Annotated in this window: 16 protein-coding genes and 1 pseudogene; 12 read left to right on the top strand and 5 right to left on the bottom strand. The window is 68.0% G+C overall.

The genetic code is table 11. The annotated features are described in order from the left end of the window. The first annotated feature begins 14 nt into the window (after nucleotides 1-14). From VMT40_RS19405 to VMT40_RS19380, 6 genes are all read left to right on the top strand, one after another. On the top strand, nucleotides 15-401 hold the full coding sequence (locus VMT40_RS19405; protein WP_326359769.1) for a DUF488 domain-containing protein: 387 nt from the start codon (nucleotides 15-17) through the stop codon (nucleotides 399-401). A 228-nt stretch (nucleotides 402-629) separates the two neighbouring features. Then, nucleotides 630-2,027 carry a PhoH family protein gene (locus VMT40_RS19400; protein ID WP_326359767.1) on the top strand — a complete coding sequence of 466 codons (1,398 nt, stop codon included), beginning with the start codon at nucleotides 630-632 and terminating at the stop codon, nucleotides 2,025-2,027. A gap of 184 nt (nucleotides 2,028-2,211) precedes the next feature. After that, nucleotides 2,212-2,712 (top strand): LGFP repeat-containing protein, encoded by a 501-nt coding sequence (locus tag VMT40_RS19395; protein WP_326359766.1) that lies wholly within the window; start codon nucleotides 2,212-2,214, stop codon nucleotides 2,710-2,712. Nucleotides 2,713-2,884: 172 nt separating this feature from the next. Beyond that, nucleotides 2,885-3,742, top strand: a complete 858-nt coding sequence (locus VMT40_RS19390) for an acyl-ACP desaturase (protein ID WP_326359765.1) — start codon at nucleotides 2,885-2,887, stop codon at nucleotides 3,740-3,742. A gap of 206 nt (nucleotides 3,743-3,948) precedes the next feature. Beyond that, nucleotides 3,949-5,172, top strand: a complete 1,224-nt coding sequence (gene xseA / locus VMT40_RS19385; protein ID WP_326360258.1) for an exodeoxyribonuclease VII large subunit — start codon at nucleotides 3,949-3,951, stop codon at nucleotides 5,170-5,172. Then, entirely contained in the window at nucleotides 5,169-5,399 is a 231-nt protein-coding gene (locus VMT40_RS19380; RefSeq protein WP_326359764.1) for an exodeoxyribonuclease VII small subunit, read from the top strand. The genes xseA and VMT40_RS19380 overlap by 4 nt, the downstream gene beginning before the upstream one ends. Nucleotides 5,400-5,425: 26 nt before the next feature. Here the strand turns inward: VMT40_RS19380 and VMT40_RS19375 are convergent, their stop codons facing one another. Then, complete coding sequence (locus tag VMT40_RS19375; RefSeq protein WP_326359763.1) at nucleotides 5,426-6,007, bottom strand: DUF4245 domain-containing protein; 582 nt, start codon at nucleotides 6,005-6,007, stop codon at nucleotides 5,426-5,428. A 129-nt stretch (nucleotides 6,008-6,136) separates the two neighbouring features. Between VMT40_RS19375 and glpX the strand changes: the two genes are divergently transcribed. Both glpX and VMT40_RS19365 read left to right on the top strand, forming a co-directional pair. Beyond that, nucleotides 6,137-7,168, top strand: a complete 1,032-nt coding sequence (glpX, locus tag VMT40_RS19370; protein WP_326359762.1) for a class II fructose-bisphosphatase — start codon at nucleotides 6,137-6,139, stop codon at nucleotides 7,166-7,168. A 150-nt stretch (nucleotides 7,169-7,318) separates the two neighbouring features. Further along, on the top strand, nucleotides 7,319-8,719 hold the full coding sequence (locus VMT40_RS19365) for a class II fumarate hydratase (RefSeq protein WP_326359760.1): 1,401 nt from the start codon (nucleotides 7,319-7,321) through the stop codon (nucleotides 8,717-8,719). A gap of 271 nt (nucleotides 8,720-8,990) precedes the next feature. Here the strand turns inward: VMT40_RS19365 and VMT40_RS19360 are convergent, their stop codons facing one another. After that, nucleotides 8,991-10,175: an FAD-dependent monooxygenase gene (locus tag VMT40_RS19360; RefSeq protein WP_326359759.1), complete on the bottom strand. Its 1,185-nt coding sequence runs from the start codon at nucleotides 10,173-10,175 to the stop codon at nucleotides 8,991-8,993. Between the two features lie 106 nt (nucleotides 10,176-10,281). On the opposite strand from VMT40_RS19360, the gene VMT40_RS19355 reads away from it, so the two are divergent. Together VMT40_RS19355 and VMT40_RS19350 are read left to right on the top strand one after the other, a co-directional pair. Further along, a complete protein-coding gene (locus VMT40_RS19355; RefSeq protein ID WP_326359758.1) occupies nucleotides 10,282-11,019 on the top strand; it encodes a TetR/AcrR family transcriptional regulator in 738 nt (245 codons plus the stop codon). Nucleotides 11,020-11,058: 39 nt separating this feature from the next. After that, nucleotides 11,059-11,481 (top strand): limonene-1,2-epoxide hydrolase family protein, encoded by a 423-nt coding sequence (locus VMT40_RS19350; RefSeq protein WP_326359757.1) that lies wholly within the window; start codon nucleotides 11,059-11,061, stop codon nucleotides 11,479-11,481. 196 nt (nucleotides 11,482-11,677) lie between these two features. Here VMT40_RS19350 and VMT40_RS19345 read toward each other — a convergent pair whose 3' ends face one another. Continuing rightward, nucleotides 11,678-12,358, bottom strand: coding sequence for a lipid droplet-associated protein (locus VMT40_RS19345; protein WP_326359756.1), 681 nt, complete (start codon nucleotides 12,356-12,358; stop codon nucleotides 11,678-11,680). A 114-nt stretch (nucleotides 12,359-12,472) separates the two neighbouring features. On the opposite strand from VMT40_RS19345, the gene VMT40_RS19340 reads away from it, so the two are divergent. After that, the gene (locus tag VMT40_RS19340; RefSeq protein ID WP_326359754.1) at nucleotides 12,473-13,474 is read left to right on the top strand and encodes a 4-hydroxy-3-methylbut-2-enyl diphosphate reductase; all 1,002 of its coding nucleotides are present in this window, start codon (nucleotides 12,473-12,475) and stop codon (nucleotides 13,472-13,474) included. 136 nt (nucleotides 13,475-13,610) lie between these two features. Here VMT40_RS19340 and VMT40_RS19335 read toward each other — a convergent pair whose 3' ends face one another. Next, entirely contained in the window at nucleotides 13,611-14,783 is a 1,173-nt protein-coding gene (locus tag VMT40_RS19335; protein ID WP_326359752.1) for a DUF6542 domain-containing protein, read from the bottom strand. Nucleotides 14,784-14,900: 117 nt separating this feature from the next. Next, complete coding sequence (locus VMT40_RS19330) at nucleotides 14,901-16,106, bottom strand: DNA recombination protein RmuC (protein ID WP_326359751.1); 1,206 nt, start codon at nucleotides 16,104-16,106, stop codon at nucleotides 14,901-14,903. Nucleotides 16,107-16,240: 134 nt separating this feature from the next. Here VMT40_RS19330 and VMT40_RS19325 point away from each other — a divergent pair. Beyond that, nucleotides 16,241-17,374, top strand: a pseudogene (locus VMT40_RS19325) (exonuclease SbcCD subunit D); the annotation flags it as partial. Nucleotides 17,375-17,701: the final 327 nt, after the last annotated feature.

Below are 17,701 nucleotides of genomic sequence, written 5' to 3'. Positions count from 1 at the left end.
CTGTAATGGAGGACATGGCACAGCAACCGAGGTACCGGGTCAAGCGCGTGTACGACGCCCCCGACGCGGCCGACGGTCGGCGGGTGCTGGTGGATCGGCTCTGGCCGCGCGGGATCAGCAAACAGCAGGCGGGCATCGATGACTGGGTCAAGGAGGTGACCCCGTCGAACGAGCTGCGGAAGTGGTATCACGCGGATCCGGAGACACGCCGTGCGGAGTTCGAACGGAAGTATCGAATCGAACTCACCGACCACGCCGCCCGACAAGGTTTGGCGCGTCTGCGCCAGGAGGCCGCCGAGGGGCCGTTGACGCTGGTCACGGCGACAAAGGACCCCGAGCACAGTCACGTTCCGGTGTTGATCGAGGAATTGCGCGAAACACCCAGAGCGGACAGGCGTTAACGCGATCTTCACCAATGCGCCCGACAGTCGGGGAGCCGGATCGCGATTTCGGCGGTAGCGTCGGGAGTGCGGGCCGCGTAGGTGTGGCTCGTACGGGAGGTCCTGATCGTGACTGAGCAACTCAGTGCGAGGGGGCCGGTACCCGGCCCTCGGGTCGTACGACCCCAAGGCTGACCGGCCCAGCGAGAACGCTCGCGCGGTGCCGCGCGAGTGGCAAAGGAGCCCACCGTGACTGATGCACGCTCCGCTACCGCTCCCACCGGGGACGCAGGCCCTGACCAGGGCCGGACGTCCAAAAAAACGGGAGTTCGCGCCTCGCAGTCCGATTCCGGACCGAAAACCTTCGTAGTCGACACGTCGGTGCTGCTGTCCGATCCTTGGGCGCTGACCCGATTCGGCGAGCACCACGTGGTGTTGCCGCTGGTCGTGATCAGTGAACTCGAGGCCAAACGCCATCACCACGAACTCGGCTGGTTCGCTCGCGAGGCCCTGCGCATGCTGGACGACATGCGTCTGGCACACGGTCGGCTCGATCAGCGGGTGTCGGTCGGCACCCAGGGCGGGACACTCCAGGTGGAGTTGAACCACACCGACCCGAATGTCCTCCCCGTCGGATTCCGCACGGACACCAACGATTCCCGCATCCTGGCCTGCGCGCTCAACCTGGCCGCCGAGGGGCAGCGGGTCGTGCTGGTGTCCAAGGACATTCCGCTACGCGTCAAGGCGAGCTCGGTGGGCCTGCAGGCCGACGAGTATCACGCCCAGGACGTGGTCACCTCCGGGTGGACCGGCATGGTGGAACTCGAGGTCGCGACGACCGTCGTCGACAAGCTCTACGCCGAGACCGTCATCGATCTCGACGAGGCGCGGGACATGCCCTGCCACACCGGGATCCGCATGCTGAGCCCGCGCGGCAGCGCACTGGCCCGGGTGACGCCGGACAAGCGGGTGCAGCTGGTCCGCGGCGACCGGGAGGCGTTCGGGCTGCACGGCCGCTCGGCCGAGCAGCGCATCGCGCTGGATCTGCTGCTGGACGAGTCGGTCGGCATCGTTTCGCTCGGCGGCCGGGCCGGAACCGGCAAGTCGGCGCTGGCGCTTACCGCCGGGCTCGAGGCGGTGCTGGAACGCCGCTCGCATCGAAAGGTGGTGGTGTTCCGTCCGCTCTACGCGGTGGGTGGACAGGAGCTCGGCTATCTGCCGGGCTCCGAGAGCGAGAAGATGGGGCCGTGGGCGCAGGCCGTCTTCGACACCCTGGAAGGGCTGGCCAGCCCGGAGGTGATGGAGGAGGTGCAGGCGCGCGGCATGCTGGAAGTGCTGCCGCTCACCCACATTCGCGGCCGCTCGCTGCACGACTCCTTCGTGATCGTGGACGAGGCGCAGTCCCTGGAACGCAATGTGCTGCTCACGGTGCTGAGCCGACTGGGCAGCGGTTCGCGGGTGGTGCTCACCCACGATGTCGCCCAGCGCGACAACCTCCGGGTCGGACGGCACGACGGCGTGGCCGCCGTGATCGAAAAGCTCAAGGGGCACCCGCTGTTCGCGCACGTGACCCTCACCCGCAGTGAGCGGTCGCCGATCGCGGCACTGGTGACGGAGATGCTGGAGGAGTTCGGTCCCAACTCCTGAGGTCAGGTAGGACCCGCCCGGCCGGAGAGCGACTCGCCCTCCGGCCGGGCGATCTTTGTGGCGTGTGTTTCAACCCTTCGGCGGCAGGGTAGTTTTCGGTGAAATTCCAGCTCGGCCGCGGTTCCCGAATCAATTCAGCCCGAATCAATTCAGCTCGAATGACATTCAGTCGGGAGGTTGGACCATGCACCATTTCGCTCGACGCACGGCTGGCATCATCGCGGCGCTCGCGGTTGTGACCGCACTCGGCGCGGCGTGCAACGACAAGGACAAGAACTCCTCGTCATCCACGACCACCACGGCGGCCTCACAAACCCATACCGCCGAAACGAAGATCTCCACTCCCAATGGTGAAATCACCCTCAGCGGAGCGGTTCTCGAAAAGTACGAGCAGATGGGCGGGGCCAACAGCCCGCTCGGCCTGCCGACCGGTCCGGCCAAGGACGCGCCCGACGGCGGCTCGGTCCAGGAGTTCACCGGCGGGGCGATCTACGCCAGCTCGGTGCACGGCACCCACGTGGTGTGGGGCGAGATCCGCAAGGCCTGGGAGGAAGACGGCGGCCCGAGCGGCAAACTCGGCTACCCGACCAGCGACGAGTTCGACATCCCCGGCGGCAAGCAGAGCGATTTCAGCGGCGGCTCCATCACCTGGGTCGACAACAAGATCACTGTCACCGAGAAGTAGCGGCACCGCCTCCCCGGGCCGTCGGAAGCCAATTCCCGACATGCCCGGGGAGCTGGCCCTCGGTCACGAAACCGGTTGTCACGAGGGTCTCTCGGATCCAGTCCGGGTCATAGCCGATGGCAATACAGGGCGAAGGTCACCATGGTTGCCGGATTACCGCTAGGTTGTCTGCGTGCAGAACGCTTTGTCGGATCGGGACCTGCTGGAGTCGCTCGCGGGTGAGGTGGAGAAGAACCTCGCGCGGCACATCGCCGTCGCCGCCGAGTGGCAGCCCCACGATTACGTGCCGTGGGACGACGGCCGCAACTTCGCCTTCCTCGGCGGAACCGATTGGGATCCGACGCAATCCGAGCTCAGCGAGGTCGCCAAGACCGCGCTCACGGTCAGCGTGCTGATCGCCGACAACCTGCCCGCCTACCACCGCGAGCTCGGCAAGTACCTGCGCACCGGTCAGTGGTGGCGCTGGGTCGGCCGCTGGACCGCGGAGGAGAACCGGCACGAGATTCTCATCCGCAACTACCTCATGGTGACCCGCGCCGTCGACCCGATCGAACTCGAGCGAATGCGCATGGCCCACATGACCGCCGGGTTCCGCCGACCGGCCATGCGGCTGCTCGAGGTCCTGGCCGCCAGCGCCTTCGAGGAGGCCGCCGCGGCCGTGCGCCACCGGACCACCGCGCGCGTGGCCGACGATGTCGTCGTCGCCACCATCGCCGACCGCCTGGCCGCCGACGACGAGTTGCAGACCGTCTTCTTCGCCAATCTGGTCTCGGCCGCGCTCGACCTGGCCCCCGATCAGACCGTGCGCGCCATTGCCGACCGCATTGCCGATTTCCACGTGCCGACGGTCCAGCTGGCCGACGGCCGCACCAGCGATGAGGTGCTCGCCGAGGCGGGCATCTACGACCGCGCCAAGGAACCCGAACTGGTCTTCGGGCCCCTGCTCGAGCAGTGGAACATCTTCACCCGCACCGACTTCGGTGAGGAGGGCGAGAAGGCCCGGGCCGAACTGGCCCACCTGCGCCCCTGACCCTCGACTCCCACGTTTTTCAGCGTGGTCTCGATGCCGACGCCCGCTGCGAAACCGCCGCGGGCGTCGCGCTTTCCGGAGCCCGGTGACTCTGTTTCCAGAGCTCGGTGTGGGTACCGGCGGATGCGTCGGTGGTCACTGCAAGAATCGGTGTGGTGACCACCGAGACGCCCGCGAAGCCGCCGAGCTCCTCCGCCGAGAACCCGATGCCGGTGCGGACCGTCTCCATGAAGGTCGCGCAGTGGATCGACCGGCTGGGCGCGGTGTGGGTGGAAGGCCAGATCACCCAGATGAACCTCCGCCCGGGCACCCGCACCGCCTTTCTGGTGCTGCGGGATACGGCCGCGGACATGTCGCTGTCGGTGACCTGTGACCCGGACCTGCTGCGCAATGCCGCGGTGCCGCTGCAGGAGGGGAGTCGGGTCGTCGTCTACGGCAAGCTCTCGTTCTTCACCGGCCGCGGCACGGTGTCCTTGCGCGTCACCGAGATTCGCCCGGTCGGCATCGGTGAGCTGCTGGCCCGCATCGAGCGGCTGAAGGCGCTGCTGGCCGCCGAGGGCCTGTTCGATCCGCGGCTCAAGCGCCCGATTCCCTTCCTGCCCAATCGGATCGGCCTCATCACCGGCCGCGCCAGCGCCGCCGAACACGATGTGGTGACCGTCGCCACGCAGCGCTGGCCCGCGGTGCGCTTCGAGATTCGCAATACCGCCGTGCAGGGTCCGACCGCGGTCCCGCAGATCCTCGAGGCCATTGCCGCGCTGGATGCGAATCCCGAGGTGGATGTGATCGTGCTGGCCCGCGGCGGCGGCAGCGTGGAGGACCTGCTGCCGTTCTCCGACGAAACCCTGTGCCGGGCCATCGTTTCCGCCACCACCCCGATCGTGAGCGCCATCGGACACGAGCCCGACAATCCGATCTCGGACTATGTGGCGGACCTGCGCGCCGCGACACCCACCGACGCCGCCAAGCGCATCGTCCCCGACGCGGCCGCCGAAACCGCGCTGCTGCAGGAACTTCGCTCCCGCGCCGCCGCCGCGCTGCGCGGCTGGGTCGATCGCGAGTCCCGCGCCCTGGCCCAATTGCGTTCCCGCCCGGTCCTCGCCGACCCGCTGCGACTGCTGGATCAGCGTCGCGACGAGATCGAGCGGCTGCGCACCGCGGCCCGGCGCGCCATCGACCACCACCTCATGGTCGAATCCACCACGACCCGCCACCTGCGCGAAAAGCTCTCGGCGGTGGGTCCGGCCGCGACGCTGGCCCGCGGTTACGCGGTGGTCCAACGCGTCAATGGCAAGGATCGAGAAGTGGTCCGGGCCATCGAGGACTCCCCGCCCGGCACCCAGCTCCGCATCCGCGTCGCCGACGGCGCGATCACCGCCGCCGCCCTCGGCGCGCAATCCCTGGCTCCCACCCGAAAGGACGCTTCATGAGCGAGACGACCGACGACCGCGCCGAGATCGCCACCTTCGGCTACGAGCGCGCCCGCGACGAACTGGTCAATGTCGTGAAGATGCTCGAGCAGGGCGGCATGGATCTGGACGACTCGCTCGCGCTGTGGGAACGCGGTGAGGCCCTCGCCAACCGGTGTGAGCAGCATCTCGCCGGTGCCCGCAAGCGCGTCGAAGACGCCCTGGCCCACCGCGACTCGCAGGAGTAGGCGGTACCCCCGGGGCAGAGGGGAACTCAGCCGCGCGGCAGCGGCTGGGCCTGGCCCACGGCGGTCGAGAGCGTATTGAAGGCGTTGGCATTGCCCGCGCCCTTGATGAGCACCCGCACATCACCGAAGTCGGTGATCCACGCCGGTTCCGAGCCCTGCTCGGCATAGACCGTCCACTTGTGGTCGGCGCGCACCTCGGATCCGGAGGGCGCGCGGCCGTTCGCGTACTTCTTGGCCAGCGCGTCCACCGACGCATTGGACTGCGTCAGCTGCATGTACGTGCCCTCGGGCGTGATGAACCCGACGGTGCTGGTGTCGCCGCCGCCGTTCCCGGTGATGGTGTCGTGGCTGCCCGAGTTCGGCGTCCACTTGTTCGGGTCCTGATCCGGCAGCGCGGGCAACCGGATTGGGAACGACATGAGTCGCGCGTCGTCGGTGAGTGCCGCCTTGGCGTCGAACTTCGGGATGGCGCCCTGGGTCGGACCTCCGGTGGAGAACGAGCACTGACTTGCGATGCCCGCGATGACCAGGCAGATCAGCACCAGCGGAGCCAATGACCAGAACAGGTCCTTGTAGTCGTGCTGAGTGCGCGGCTTTTGGTACGACACGTCCCCAAGTATCCACGGGCCGCGGGTGCGACCGAGCTCACGGTGTCGCGAAACGTAAGTACGTGCCGGAGGTGGGAAACCGCAATGCGACAATTCACGCAGCAGTAACCGACCAAGGAGGCTCCCGTCATGACCGCATCCAGCCGCCGAGAGGCGCCGGACCGCAACCTAGCTCTCGAGTTGGTCCGGGTCACCGAGGCCGGGGCCATGGCCGCGGGCCGGTGGGTCGGCCGGGGTGACAAGGAGGGCGGCGACGGCGCGGCCGTGGACGCCATGCGGCAGCTGGTCGCCACCGTCTCCATGCGCGGCATCGTGGTGATCGGTGAGGGCGAGAAGGACGAAGCGCCCATGCTCTACAACGGCGAGCTGGTCGGCGACGGCACCGGCGCGGAACTGGATTTCGCGGTCGACCCGATCGACGGCACCACCTTGATGTCGAAGGGCTCCCCGGGCGCGATCTCCGTGCTGGCGGTCGCCGAGCGCGGCGCCATGTTCGATCCCTCGGCCGTGTTCTACATGGAGAAGATCGCCGTCGGCCCGGACGCCGCCGATGTCATCGACCTATCCGCCCCGATCGCGGAGAACCTACGCCGGGTCGCCAAGGCCAAGAACTCCGCGGTCTCCGACCTCACGGTCTGCATCCTGGACCGTCCCCGGCACGCCGAGCACATGAAGGCCGTGCGCGACGCGGGCGCCCGCATTCGCCTCATCTCCGACGGTGACGTCGCGGGCGCGATCGCCTGTGCCCGTCCGGAATCCGGCGTCGACATGCTCATCGGCATCGGCGGCACCCCCGAGGGCATCATCGCCGCGGCCGCCATGCGCTGCCTGGGCGGCGCGCTGCAGGGCAGGCTCGCCCCCAAGGACGACGCCGAGAAGCAGAAGGCCATCGACGCGGGCCACGACCTGGACCGCATTCTGTCCACCACCGACCTGGTCTCCGGCGACGACGTCTTCTTCAGTGCCACCGGCGTCACCGACGGCGATCTGCTCAAGGGCGTGCGCTACTACGGCGGCGGCGCGTACACCCAGTCCATCGTCATGCGCGCCAAGTCCGGCACCGTCCGCATGATCGACGCCTACCACCGCCTGACCAAGCTCAAGGAATACGCCTCGGTCGACTTCATCGGCGACGAGCACGCCACCCCGCCGCTGCCCTGATTGACTCCGCTGCCCTGATCGGCGAAAAGCCTTGTGTGGCCGGGTAGTCGACCGACTGCCCGGCCACACCCGTATTCCCGGCGCGCGGTGTGCTGATTCCCTCAGGCGTGGCACCCCCACGGGGTTCGCGGCGGGCATAGGGTCGAAATCATGACCGAGACCGAATACCGGATCGAGCACGACACGATGGGCGAGGTTCGCGTCCCCGTCGACGCCCTGTGGCGAGCGCAGACGCAACGCGCCGTGGAGAACTTCCCGATCAGCGGACGGGGCCTGGAGCGCGCCCAGATTCGCGCGCTCGGCCTGTTGAAGGCCGCCTGCGCGGCGGTGAATCGGGACCTGGGGCTGCTGGACAAGACCAAGGCGGACGCCATCATTGCCGCCGCGCAGGAGATCGCGGACGGTCGGCACGACGACCAGTTCCCCATCGATGTGTTCCAGACCGGCTCCGGCACCAGCTCGAACATGAACGCCAACGAGGTGATCGCGAGCATCGCCGCCCGCGACGGCGTGACCGTGCACCCCAACGACGACGTGAACATGTCGCAGTCGTCGAATGACACCTTCCCCACCGCAACGCATCTCGCGGCCACCGAGGCCGTGGTCAAGGATCTGGTCCCGGCGCTCGAGCATCTGCGGCTGGCGCTGCTGGACAAGTCGAACGAGTGGAAGTCGGTGGTCAAGTCCGGCCGCACCCACCTCATGGACGCCGTCCCGGTGACCCTGGGCCAGGAGTTCGGCGGCTACACCCGGCAGGTGAGCGCGGGCATCGAACGCCTGCTGGCCACCCTGCCGCGGGTGGGTGAGCTGGCCATCGGCGGCACCGCGGTGGGCAGTGGGCTCAACGCACCCGCCGGGTTCGGCGCGAAAGTCGTTGCGGAACTGGCGAAGGCGACCGGCCTGGACCACTTGTCCGAGGCGCGTGACCATTTCGAGGCGCAGGCCGCCCGCGACGGGCTGGTCGAGCTGTCCGGCGCACTGCGCACCGTGGCGATCAGTTTGACCAAGATCGCCAATGACATTCGCTGGATGGGTTCGGGTCCGCTGACCGGCCTGGGCGAATTGCAGCTGCCGGATCTGCAGCCCGGCTCCTCGATCATGCCCGGCAAGGTGAATCCGGTGCTGCCGGAAGCGGTTACGCAGGTGGCCGCGCAGGTCATCGGCAATGACGCGGCCATTGCCTGGGGCGGCGGCAACGGGGCGTTCGAATTGAATGTCTACATTCCGATGATGGCCCGCAATGTGCTGGAATCGATTCGCCTGCTGGCCAATGTTTCTCGGTTGTTCGCCGATCGGTGCATTGTCGGTCTGGTGGCGAATGTCGAGCACCTGAAACAACTTGCGGAATCGTCGCCGTCGATCGTGACACCGCTGAATTCCGCCATTGGATACGAAGAGGCGGCGGCGGTTGCCAAGCAGGCGCTGAAAGAGAAGAAGACGATCCGGCAGACCGTCATCGACCGGGGTTTGATCGGCGACAAACTGTCCGTCGAGGAACTCGACCGGCGTTTGGATGTGCTGTCGATGGCGCAGGTCGACGACAAAAAGTAGTAGGCCCCCGATCGGGAGCCAACTTTTCCGATTTTGGATTTTCTGTGAAACGGGTCACTCATTGCGCGCGATTAGCTGAGTGTCCGCAACTGCGGATGATCCAGGAAAGGAAAGAACAATGTTGATCGCACTTGCTATCGCACTGGCGGGCCTCGGCTTCGTGGGACTCGTCGACGTCCTGACGACTCTGGGTGTCATTGTTTGAACATCGCGGTCGGTGGATATGGCGGCGGATCGGCCGCCATATCCACGCCAGGACCCATCCGGCGGCTCAGTTCGCCGACACCAATTCCGGGTAGTTCTTCAAATCGATGTCGTTCTTGGCGTTCTCGGCGTACTTCGCCATCATCTTGAAGCCGCGTGAGCGCACGAACCAATTGCGAAGCCGCAGGCCACGAGCCGTCCGCGGAGCCATGAACCGCCCCGGGTTCGCGTCGTCGGTCTTGCGCAGCAGCCGCTTCATGATTTCCTCGTAGCGTGCGAACGCCACGGTGTAATCCCCTTCGGCCGCGGCCAATTCACCGGCGAGCACATAGGCTCCGACAATGGCCGAACCGGTGCCGAATCCATTCAGCGTGTGACCGTGCGCCGAATCACCCACCAGCGCGACGCGGCCCTTCACGAAATTCTTCATCTTCACCTTGGCGATGGCGTCCAGGTAGAACCCGTCCAGGTACGGCAGTTCGGCGAGCATGCCCGGGACCTCCCAGCCCATTCCGGCGAAATGGTCCACCACGATCGCGCGCTGCTGATCGAAATCGTCACGCGAGTAATCGAGTTCGGGCGAGGCGAACAGGTACATCTGCGCGGCCTTGTTGCCGCCGAGCTGGGCCAGTCGGCCGGGGGTATTGCAGGTCAGCGCTTGGGCCCGCATGCGATTTCCCTCGGGCGCGCCCTCCCATACCGAAGTCCCCGCGATCGCGTAGTAGTAGCCGTCGTGCGTGACGAAGTCGGATTCCGGTCCGAAGGCCAGTTTCCGCACCCGTGAGTGAATGCCGTCGCAGCCGAAGACGAGGTCGAAGACACGGGCGGGCGAGTTCTGGAATTCGACATACACGCCGTCGGCGGTCTCCCGCAGCCCGGTGACGGTGTCGCCGAACAGGTATTCGCATTCTCCCGCCGTGCGGCGGTAGAGGATCTCGGCCAGATCGCCGCGCAGGATCTCGATATCGCCGCCGAGGAAGTCGCCGGACATGACGGCCTGTTCCGTGCCGCTCTCGTCGATCAGGACCCAGTCGGTCTTGCCGGTCTGCCGCCGCTTGATGTCGTCGAGCACGCCCATCCGCTCGAGCACGGTCATGTGGGTCTCGCCGGTGAAGTCGATGGCCTGCCCGCCGGTGCGCAGGGCCGGGGCCTTCTCGACCACGGTCACCTGGAAGCCGTAGCGGTTGAGCCAGTAGGCGAGGGCGGGTCCGGCGACGCTGGCTCCGGAGATGAGGACGGTGGTGTTGCGCATGGCGGTGACTCCTTCGGTAACTGCGTCCGATGGACGCTGTTGATGGTTATTAGAGTATGGTGGACGCAGTTTCGTGTCAACCCCGAAATCCGGAAGGATGGCGACCATGCCTTCACCGACCACCCTCGAACTGCTCTGGGGCACTCCCGACCGCCCGCGTCGTGGGCCGAAACCCTCCCTCACGCTGGAGCGCATCGTCGGCGAGGCCATCGAGCTCGCCGATGCCGAGGGACTGGCCAACCTATCCATGGCGCGGCTGGCCGAACGGGTGGGCTGCGCCAAGATGGCGCTGTACCGCTACATCCCCGGGCGCACCGAACTCACCGCGCTGATGCTGGACAGCGCGCTGCGCGAACCGCCGACAATCGAGGCGATCCAGGCCGATTCACCGGAGCCGTGGCGCGCCTACCTGCGCCCGTGGACCGAGGCCTTCTACGAGCGGGTGCGCGCGCACCCGTGGGCCCACGAGGTGGCCACCGGCATTCGTCCCATGGGACCCAATGAATTGGCCTGGGTGGACGCGGCTTTGACCGTGCTCGCCGATACCGGGTTGAGCGTCTCCGAACAGTTCGACACCGTCGTCCTGCTGCTGAGCCATGCCCGTGCCATCGCGCTGCAGACCGTGGCCTCCCCGGGCGATGATCCCGCCGAGGAGCAGCTCGCGCGGGAACTCGGCGAGGTGCTCTCGGCCCAGGCCGAGCGCTTCCCGCATGCCATCGCGGCCTTCGCGGCGTCCATGGGCGGCAAGCCCGACGACACCGAGGGCAGTGCGCTCACCTTCGGCATCGACCGCATTCTCGACGGCCTCGGCACGCTGATCGCGGCGCGTCGCGAGTCCGCGTAATTCCTTCTCCCCGGGTCGAGTTCGGCCTACTCTCGGCTCATGTCCGAGCTACCCGAGTTGAAGCAGGATCCGGTCACCACGGTCCGCGAGTTCTTCGCCGCGATGGAAATGAAGATCGTCGACGAAGCCCTGGACCTGGTCGATCCGGGCATTGTCTGGAAGAACACCTCGCTCCCGGATATCCGGGGCGTCGATCGCGTCCGCTGGGTCCTGACCCAGCTCAACAGTCCGCGCTTCGGCTTCCGCGCCGATATGCATCACATCGCGGCGGCCGAGGACGGCACCGTCCTCACCGAGCGCACCGACTACCTGCGCATGGGGCCGGTGGAGATCTCCTTCTGGGTCTGCGGCACCTTCGAATTCCGCGACGGCCGAATCTCGCTGTGGCACGACCACTTCAGCTGGGAGAACTTCCTGCGCGGCACGGTGACGGGCCTGTTCCGCGCGCTGCTGCCGCGCTGAGACCGGAGCAGAACCGGCGACGGGACTCACGCGGTGCCCATTCGCGCGAGTCCCGTGAACGAAGTCGCCGGTCGCCCGGGATGATTCCTGGCCGACCGGCGCTGGTCGAATCTCGAGGGTTTCAAGAGCGAAGCCCTGAGAGTCTCGAGGGGTTTCAGGGGCGAAGCCCCTGAGCGTCAACGAGAGTTGTTGTTACTCAACGAGAGTTGCTGTTAACCGTGGCGATCCGGTTCGTCAGCATGGTGACGAACGGAGCGCGGTCCTGGGTCTGCTGTTCGTAGGCGAGCAGGGCGGCCAGATCCTCCACCGACAGCTGTCGCAGGCGAGCGCGCAGCTGCGCGATGCTCAGGTCCGCGTAGCCGAAGCGGGTTGCGACTTCGGGTTCGGCGACGGCGCTGCCGTTTCCGTTGTGGCCGTTGGTCGAGGCGGTGGAAGACGGTGCGGCGGCCGGGGTTTCGGAGGCCTCCGATTCGGCTGCCTCCTGCGCGGCCGATTCGGCGACTACCGGTTCGGATTCGGCCGGTTCGGGCTCCGTGGCGGGCTCTTCGACGGCCGGTTCGGCGTCCGTAAAGAGGTCGAAACGGCTCTGCCGTACCGAATCGGAGGCGAAGCTCGGCGTTTGCTCGTCGTCTTCATCCTCGTCGAAGGTGGCCCAGGCGGGCTGCTCCTCCGGCTGGTTGAGCAGGCGGTCGAATACGGCGTCGCCCTTGAGAGCGAGGCTGGTCACGAACTGCTGGAGGTGCATGGTGGTCTGCAGCATCTGGCTGATCGCGGTGATCGGGAAATTGATTGCGGTGGTCGGTAGCCGACGAGTTTCCTCGAGGGCATAGACGGCAGCCCCGGCGGCGACCCGGGCCAGGAACGGAGGTCGGAACATGCCCCTAGCCTGCCCGAAACGCGGTGTGATGCAAAGGTGAGCGGGCACGAAAAGTGATTGTGACCCTAGCCTCCGGCCGAATGCGCGCGGAGAGCCACACGTATTCTTGGTGCCATGTCCTCGGCTATCCCTTTGAACGTCGGAATCGTCCGGTCGGCGGCGGGTGATGCCGACGCACCCAAGCGAGTCCTGCTCGCGGAACCGCGCGGCTATTGCGCCGGTGTGGACCGGGCGGTCGAAACAGTGGAAAAGGCGCTCGAAAAGCACGGCGCCCCCATCTATGTCCGCAAGGAAATCGTGCACAACCGGCACGTGGTGGAAACGCTGCGCGAGCGCGGTGTGATCTTCGTCGACGAGACCGACGAGGTGCCCGAGGGCGCGCTCGTGGTGTTCTCGGCCCACGGTGTCTCCCCGGCGGTGCACGAGTCCGCCGCCGCACGCAACCTGCACACCATCGACGCCACCTGCCCGCTGGTCACCAAGGTGCACCAGGAGGCCAAGCGCTTCGCGCGCGACGACTTCGACATCCTGCTCATCGGGCACGAGGGCCACGAGGAGGTCGAGGGCACCGCGGGTGAGGCGCCCGACCACGTGCAGCTGGTGGACGGGCCCGACGCCGTGGACAACGTCACCGTGCGCGATGAGAACAAGGTGATCTGGCTCTCGCAGACCACGCTGTCGGTGGACGAGACCATGGAGACGGTCAACCGGCTGCGCCAGCGCTTCCCGAAGCTGCAGGATCCGCCGAGCGATGACATCTGCTACGCCACCTCCAACCGCCAGACCGCGGTGAAGGCCATGGCTCCCGAATGCGATCTGGTGATCGTGGTCGGATCGCGCAACTCCTCGAATTCGGTGCGGCTGGTCGAGGTCGCGCTCAGCGCCGGTGCGCGGGCGGCGCACCTGGTGGATTTCGCGCGCGAGGTCGATACCGCGTGGCTGGAAGGGGTGCGCACCGTCGGTGTCACCTCCGGCGCGTCGGTTCCGGAGATTCTCGTGGAGGGTGTGCTGGAACTGTTGGCGGAGCACGGGTTCGGTGAGGTCGTGCCGGTGACCACCGCCAATGAGACGCTGGTCTTCGCGCTGCCGCGGGAGCTGCGGGCCGCGCGGGCTTAGCATCCCGTTCGAACGGATTCGCGCCCTCCACATTCGATGTGGAGGGCGCGAATTGCTATCCGGGTGATCTTATTTCGTGTGATATTCCCGGATTGCCGGAAATCTACGGTGCGTAACGCTCGTGAGTCGCCGAGCTTCAACGCTCGATGCGGCCCGAATCGCGTTCGCGATAGCGCACATTCGGGCGGGGGTGCGGCGGCACCTCACCCGGCTGCGCGCGACGGCGACGGCCACCCTCGGGCTGGGCCGCGGTGCGCTCGGGTGCTGCGGTGCGCTCGGGGGCGGCGTGCCGCTCGGTGCCGCGGGCGGCGGCCTGCTCGGGGCTCTGCGCGCGGCGACGGCGGCCCTCGGTCGGCTCGGGCGGGGCGGCGCGGCGGTCGGTCGGGACGGCCCGGCGCTCACCGGTGCGCGGACGGTCCGCGCGGGCGGCGCGGCGCTCGCCGGTGGGTGCCGCGCCGCGTTCGCCATGGGGGACCGGATCGCCGTACTGGGCGCGGCGACGGCCACCGGCCGGGGCGCTGCCGTTCTGGTCGGGGCGCGGGGCGCGGCGGCGGCCCTCGGGCGCACCCGGAGTGCGGTCGGCGGCGGCCTGATCCGGGTCCTGGGCGCGGCGACGGCGGCCGACGCGGCCCTCGCCGGGCTGGCGGTCCGCGCCTACCCGCGGCGGTCCGGCGGCGACCCGGCCGGTGGCGCGGCGGGACGGGCGGGCGGCATCGGGCTCGGGCGTGTCGGTGGTGGTGTCCGCGGCGGGACGGAAGCGTCGTCTGGCCGGGTCCTTGGGATCGGTGGAGCGGGTGCGCTGGCCGCGGGCGGCGGCCGGGCGGGTGGTGCGGGCGCGGGGCTTGCGCGGCTCTCCGCCGGTGGCCTTGCTCTCGCGGCGGTGCAGGGCGATGCGGGCCGCGCCGATGATCAGCACCAGGACGGTGGCCACGGCCATGGTGGGGAACCGATTCACCAGGGGGATGGCCAGGTTCAGCAGGATGTCCTTCAGTTTGAGACTTCCGGCGGACCCCAATAGGAGCTGGTAGCACAGCGGCACCGCGAGGAACAGCAGCAGCGGCGGCAGCACCAGCGTGGTGAACAGACCCCGGTAGCGGACCGCGAGCACGGCCAGCACACAGCCGATCACGTACAGGGTCGCGAAGGTGCCGGTGAGGTCGTCACCACCGCGAGCATCGATCAGGAACCCGATGAACGTGCACGTCACGGCGATCAGTACCGCGGCTCCGGCCGGGACGCCGGGAACCGACGGCAGGATCGAACGGTGCGACGGGGGCACCTCGGTTCGCTCGCGTTGGGTAACTGCCACGTCAAGCACACTAAGGCATATCGGTGTTTCGCGAGGCAGGCGACATCACGCGGGTATGCGGAATCGCACGAACCCGGTGATAGCTATTGCGCAACTGCGCGGAGACCAAGCGGTTGCTCAGGCATCGCCCCCGTCCGCGCCGAAACGATGATCGGCCCCGGCTCCGAACCGCTGTTCGCCGCCGGTGCCGAACCGCTGTTCACCCGCGAAACCGACCGCCCGTGGCCACGATTCGACCGGATGGATCTCCGGCACCGGGGCGTCGGCGATATCCAGATCGTGCAGCTTCCGCGCGGTCACCATGACCCGCGACTCGACCGAGGCGACGGTGTGGTTGAAGGCGTCGACCGCCTTGCCGAGCTGCGAGCCCAACCGGTCCAGGTGGCGGCCCGTGGTGCCGAGTCGGGTATAGAGCTCGCGGCCCAGCTGCTGTACCAGCGCCAGGTCCTCCGAGATCGCCTCCTGCCGCCAGCCCAGCGCGACCGTGCGTAGCAGGGCCATGAGTGTGGTCGGCGTCGCGAGGACCACATTGCGACCGAAGGCGTATTCGAGCAATCCGGAGTCGGTGTTCAACGCGGCGTCCAGGAACGGGTCACCGGGGACGAACAGCACCACGAATTCGGGGCAGGGGTCGAAGGCCGCCCAATACTCCTTGGCGGCGAGCTGATCCACGTGGTTGCGCAGATGCCGGGCGTGGCGGGCCAGGTGACCCTCGCGCTCACGCGGGTCCTCGGTGGCGGCCGCGTCCAGGTAGGCGGTGCACGGCACCTTGGCGTCGACCACGAGCTGGCGGCCGCCGGACAGGCGCACGACCAGGTCCGGGCGCACCACGGTGTCGCCGCGGCGGGTGACCTGGGTGTCGAAATCGCAGTGCTTGGTCATACCGGCCAGCTCGACCACGCGCTCGAGCTGGATCTCGCCCCAGCGGCCGCGCACCTGGGGCGCGCGCAGGGCGGCCACCAATTGGCCGGTCTGCGTGGACAACTGGTGCGAGGTCCGCTGCATGCCCGCGACCTGTTCGCGCAGGCCGGAATACGCGTTGATGCGGTTGTGCTCGACCTCCTGGATATGCCGGTTCAAATTCCCCACCGCCTCCCGCAGCGGTTCCACCAGCGACCCGATGGCATGCGACTGTCGCCGCGCCGCATCCTCACTCGCCGCCCCGAGTGACTGCCGCAACAATCGCTCGTTGTCCCGCATGGCCGCCAATCTCGCCTCGGCCACCGCCGCCCGCTGCCCCGCCCGCGCGGCATGCCCCAGCCACCCCACGGCCAGCCCTGAAACGAACACCAAAAGCAGCGCGAACAGCATCGGTGCGGTCATGGCACGAGATAGTGCCGCATGCCACCGACAAAGATGTGAATCCGGCACCGGTGCGGCGTCTTTGGGTGCGAAGTTCCCCTTGACGCGCCGAGGGCGGATGAATTTGTCGGGGCAATCGCCTAGCGTTCTTCGGCATGCGGATCCTGCACACCTCCGACTGGCATATCGGGCGCACCTTTCACGGTGTCGACCTGTTGGCCGATCAGGAGTGCTCGTTGCGGGCCATTGCCGAATTGGTGGCGGCCGAGGGGGTGGATGTGGTCGTGTTGCCGGGGGATGTGTACGACCGTTCCATTCCCAGTGCGGATGCGATTGCGGTGTGTAATCGGGGATTCGAGGCAATTCGGGCGGCGGGGGCCGTGATTGTCGCGACATCGGGCAATCACGACTCGCCGACTCGGTTGGGGGCGCTCGGGAGTTTCGCTGCGGCGGGCGGATTGCATTTGCGGTGTCGGATCGCGGATGTGGCGCGGCCGGTCGTGCTCGCCGACGAGTTCGGGGATATCGCGTTCTATGGGATTCCGTACCTGGAACCGGAGATCACCCGGGTGGAATTGGGCGTGCCGCAGGCGCGTTCGCACGCCGAGATCCTGGACGCGGCAATGGGACGGGTGCGCGCGGATCTGGCCGAGCGGGCCGGGACCCGCTCGGTGGTGCTCGCGCACGCCTTCGTGGTGGGCGGGGAGGCCACCGGATCCGAGCGGTCCATTTCCGTGGGCGGGGTGGAGACCGTGCCGCGGGCGGCATTCGACGGGATCGACTACGTGGCGCTCGGGCATCTGCACTCGCCGCAGACGCTCTCCGAGTCGGTGCGGTATTCCGGTTCGCCGCTGCCGTATTCGTTCGGCGAGCGCTCGCATCGCAAGGCGGTGTGGATCGTCGATCTGGACGCCTCGGGTCTGGCCGACGTGCGGCGGCGGGAACTCCCCGTGGTGCGCGGCCTGTCGCAACTCGTGGGCCCTCTCGAAGACCTCCTGGAATCCCCGGAGCACGCCGAGGCCGAATCCCACTATGTCTCGGCCACCCTCACCGACGAGGCGCGCCCCGTGGACGCCCTCCGTCGCCTGCGCGAGCGATTCCCGCACGCCGTCCACGTGGAATGGCAGCGCCCCGAAGGCAATCCGGAACTCCGCTACCGCGAGCGGGTGCACGGCCGCCGCGACACCGAGATCGCCCAGAGCTTCCTCACCGACGTCCGCGGCACCCCCACCCCGGGCGAGCTGACCTGGCTCGAACGCGCCCTCTCCGCCGCCACCCGTGAAAAGGACGGCCCCCTCCGGATTTCCGCCGCGAAAGGTACTGCCGCGCCCGCGGGCGACGACGTTCCCGCGTCCGCTGGTGACCCGGTCGCCGCTCCTGCCGGTAACGAGACCGCCGACGTCGCTCGGAGCGGACTACATCCGGTCGCCGCGGACGCGGTCTTGCCGGTGGCGCGTGCGGTTGTCACGGAGACGGATGGGGAGGATCTCGGCGATCGGGTGGCTCCCGGTGCGGCCGAGGCGGAGCGGGTGGTCAGCGCCGCCGGGTTCGACGGGTCGGTGCGCGGGGTCGATGCCGCCGACGCGGATGCGGCGCTCGGGCTGTTCGATATGGCC

Source organism: Nocardia sp. CDC160 (genome assembly GCF_035818795.1).
GTDB lineage: Bacteria > Actinomycetota > Actinomycetes > Mycobacteriales > Mycobacteriaceae > Nocardia.
The sequence above is the reverse complement of the archived record's forward strand: the minus strand, read 5'-3'. Positions and strand labels throughout refer to the sequence as shown.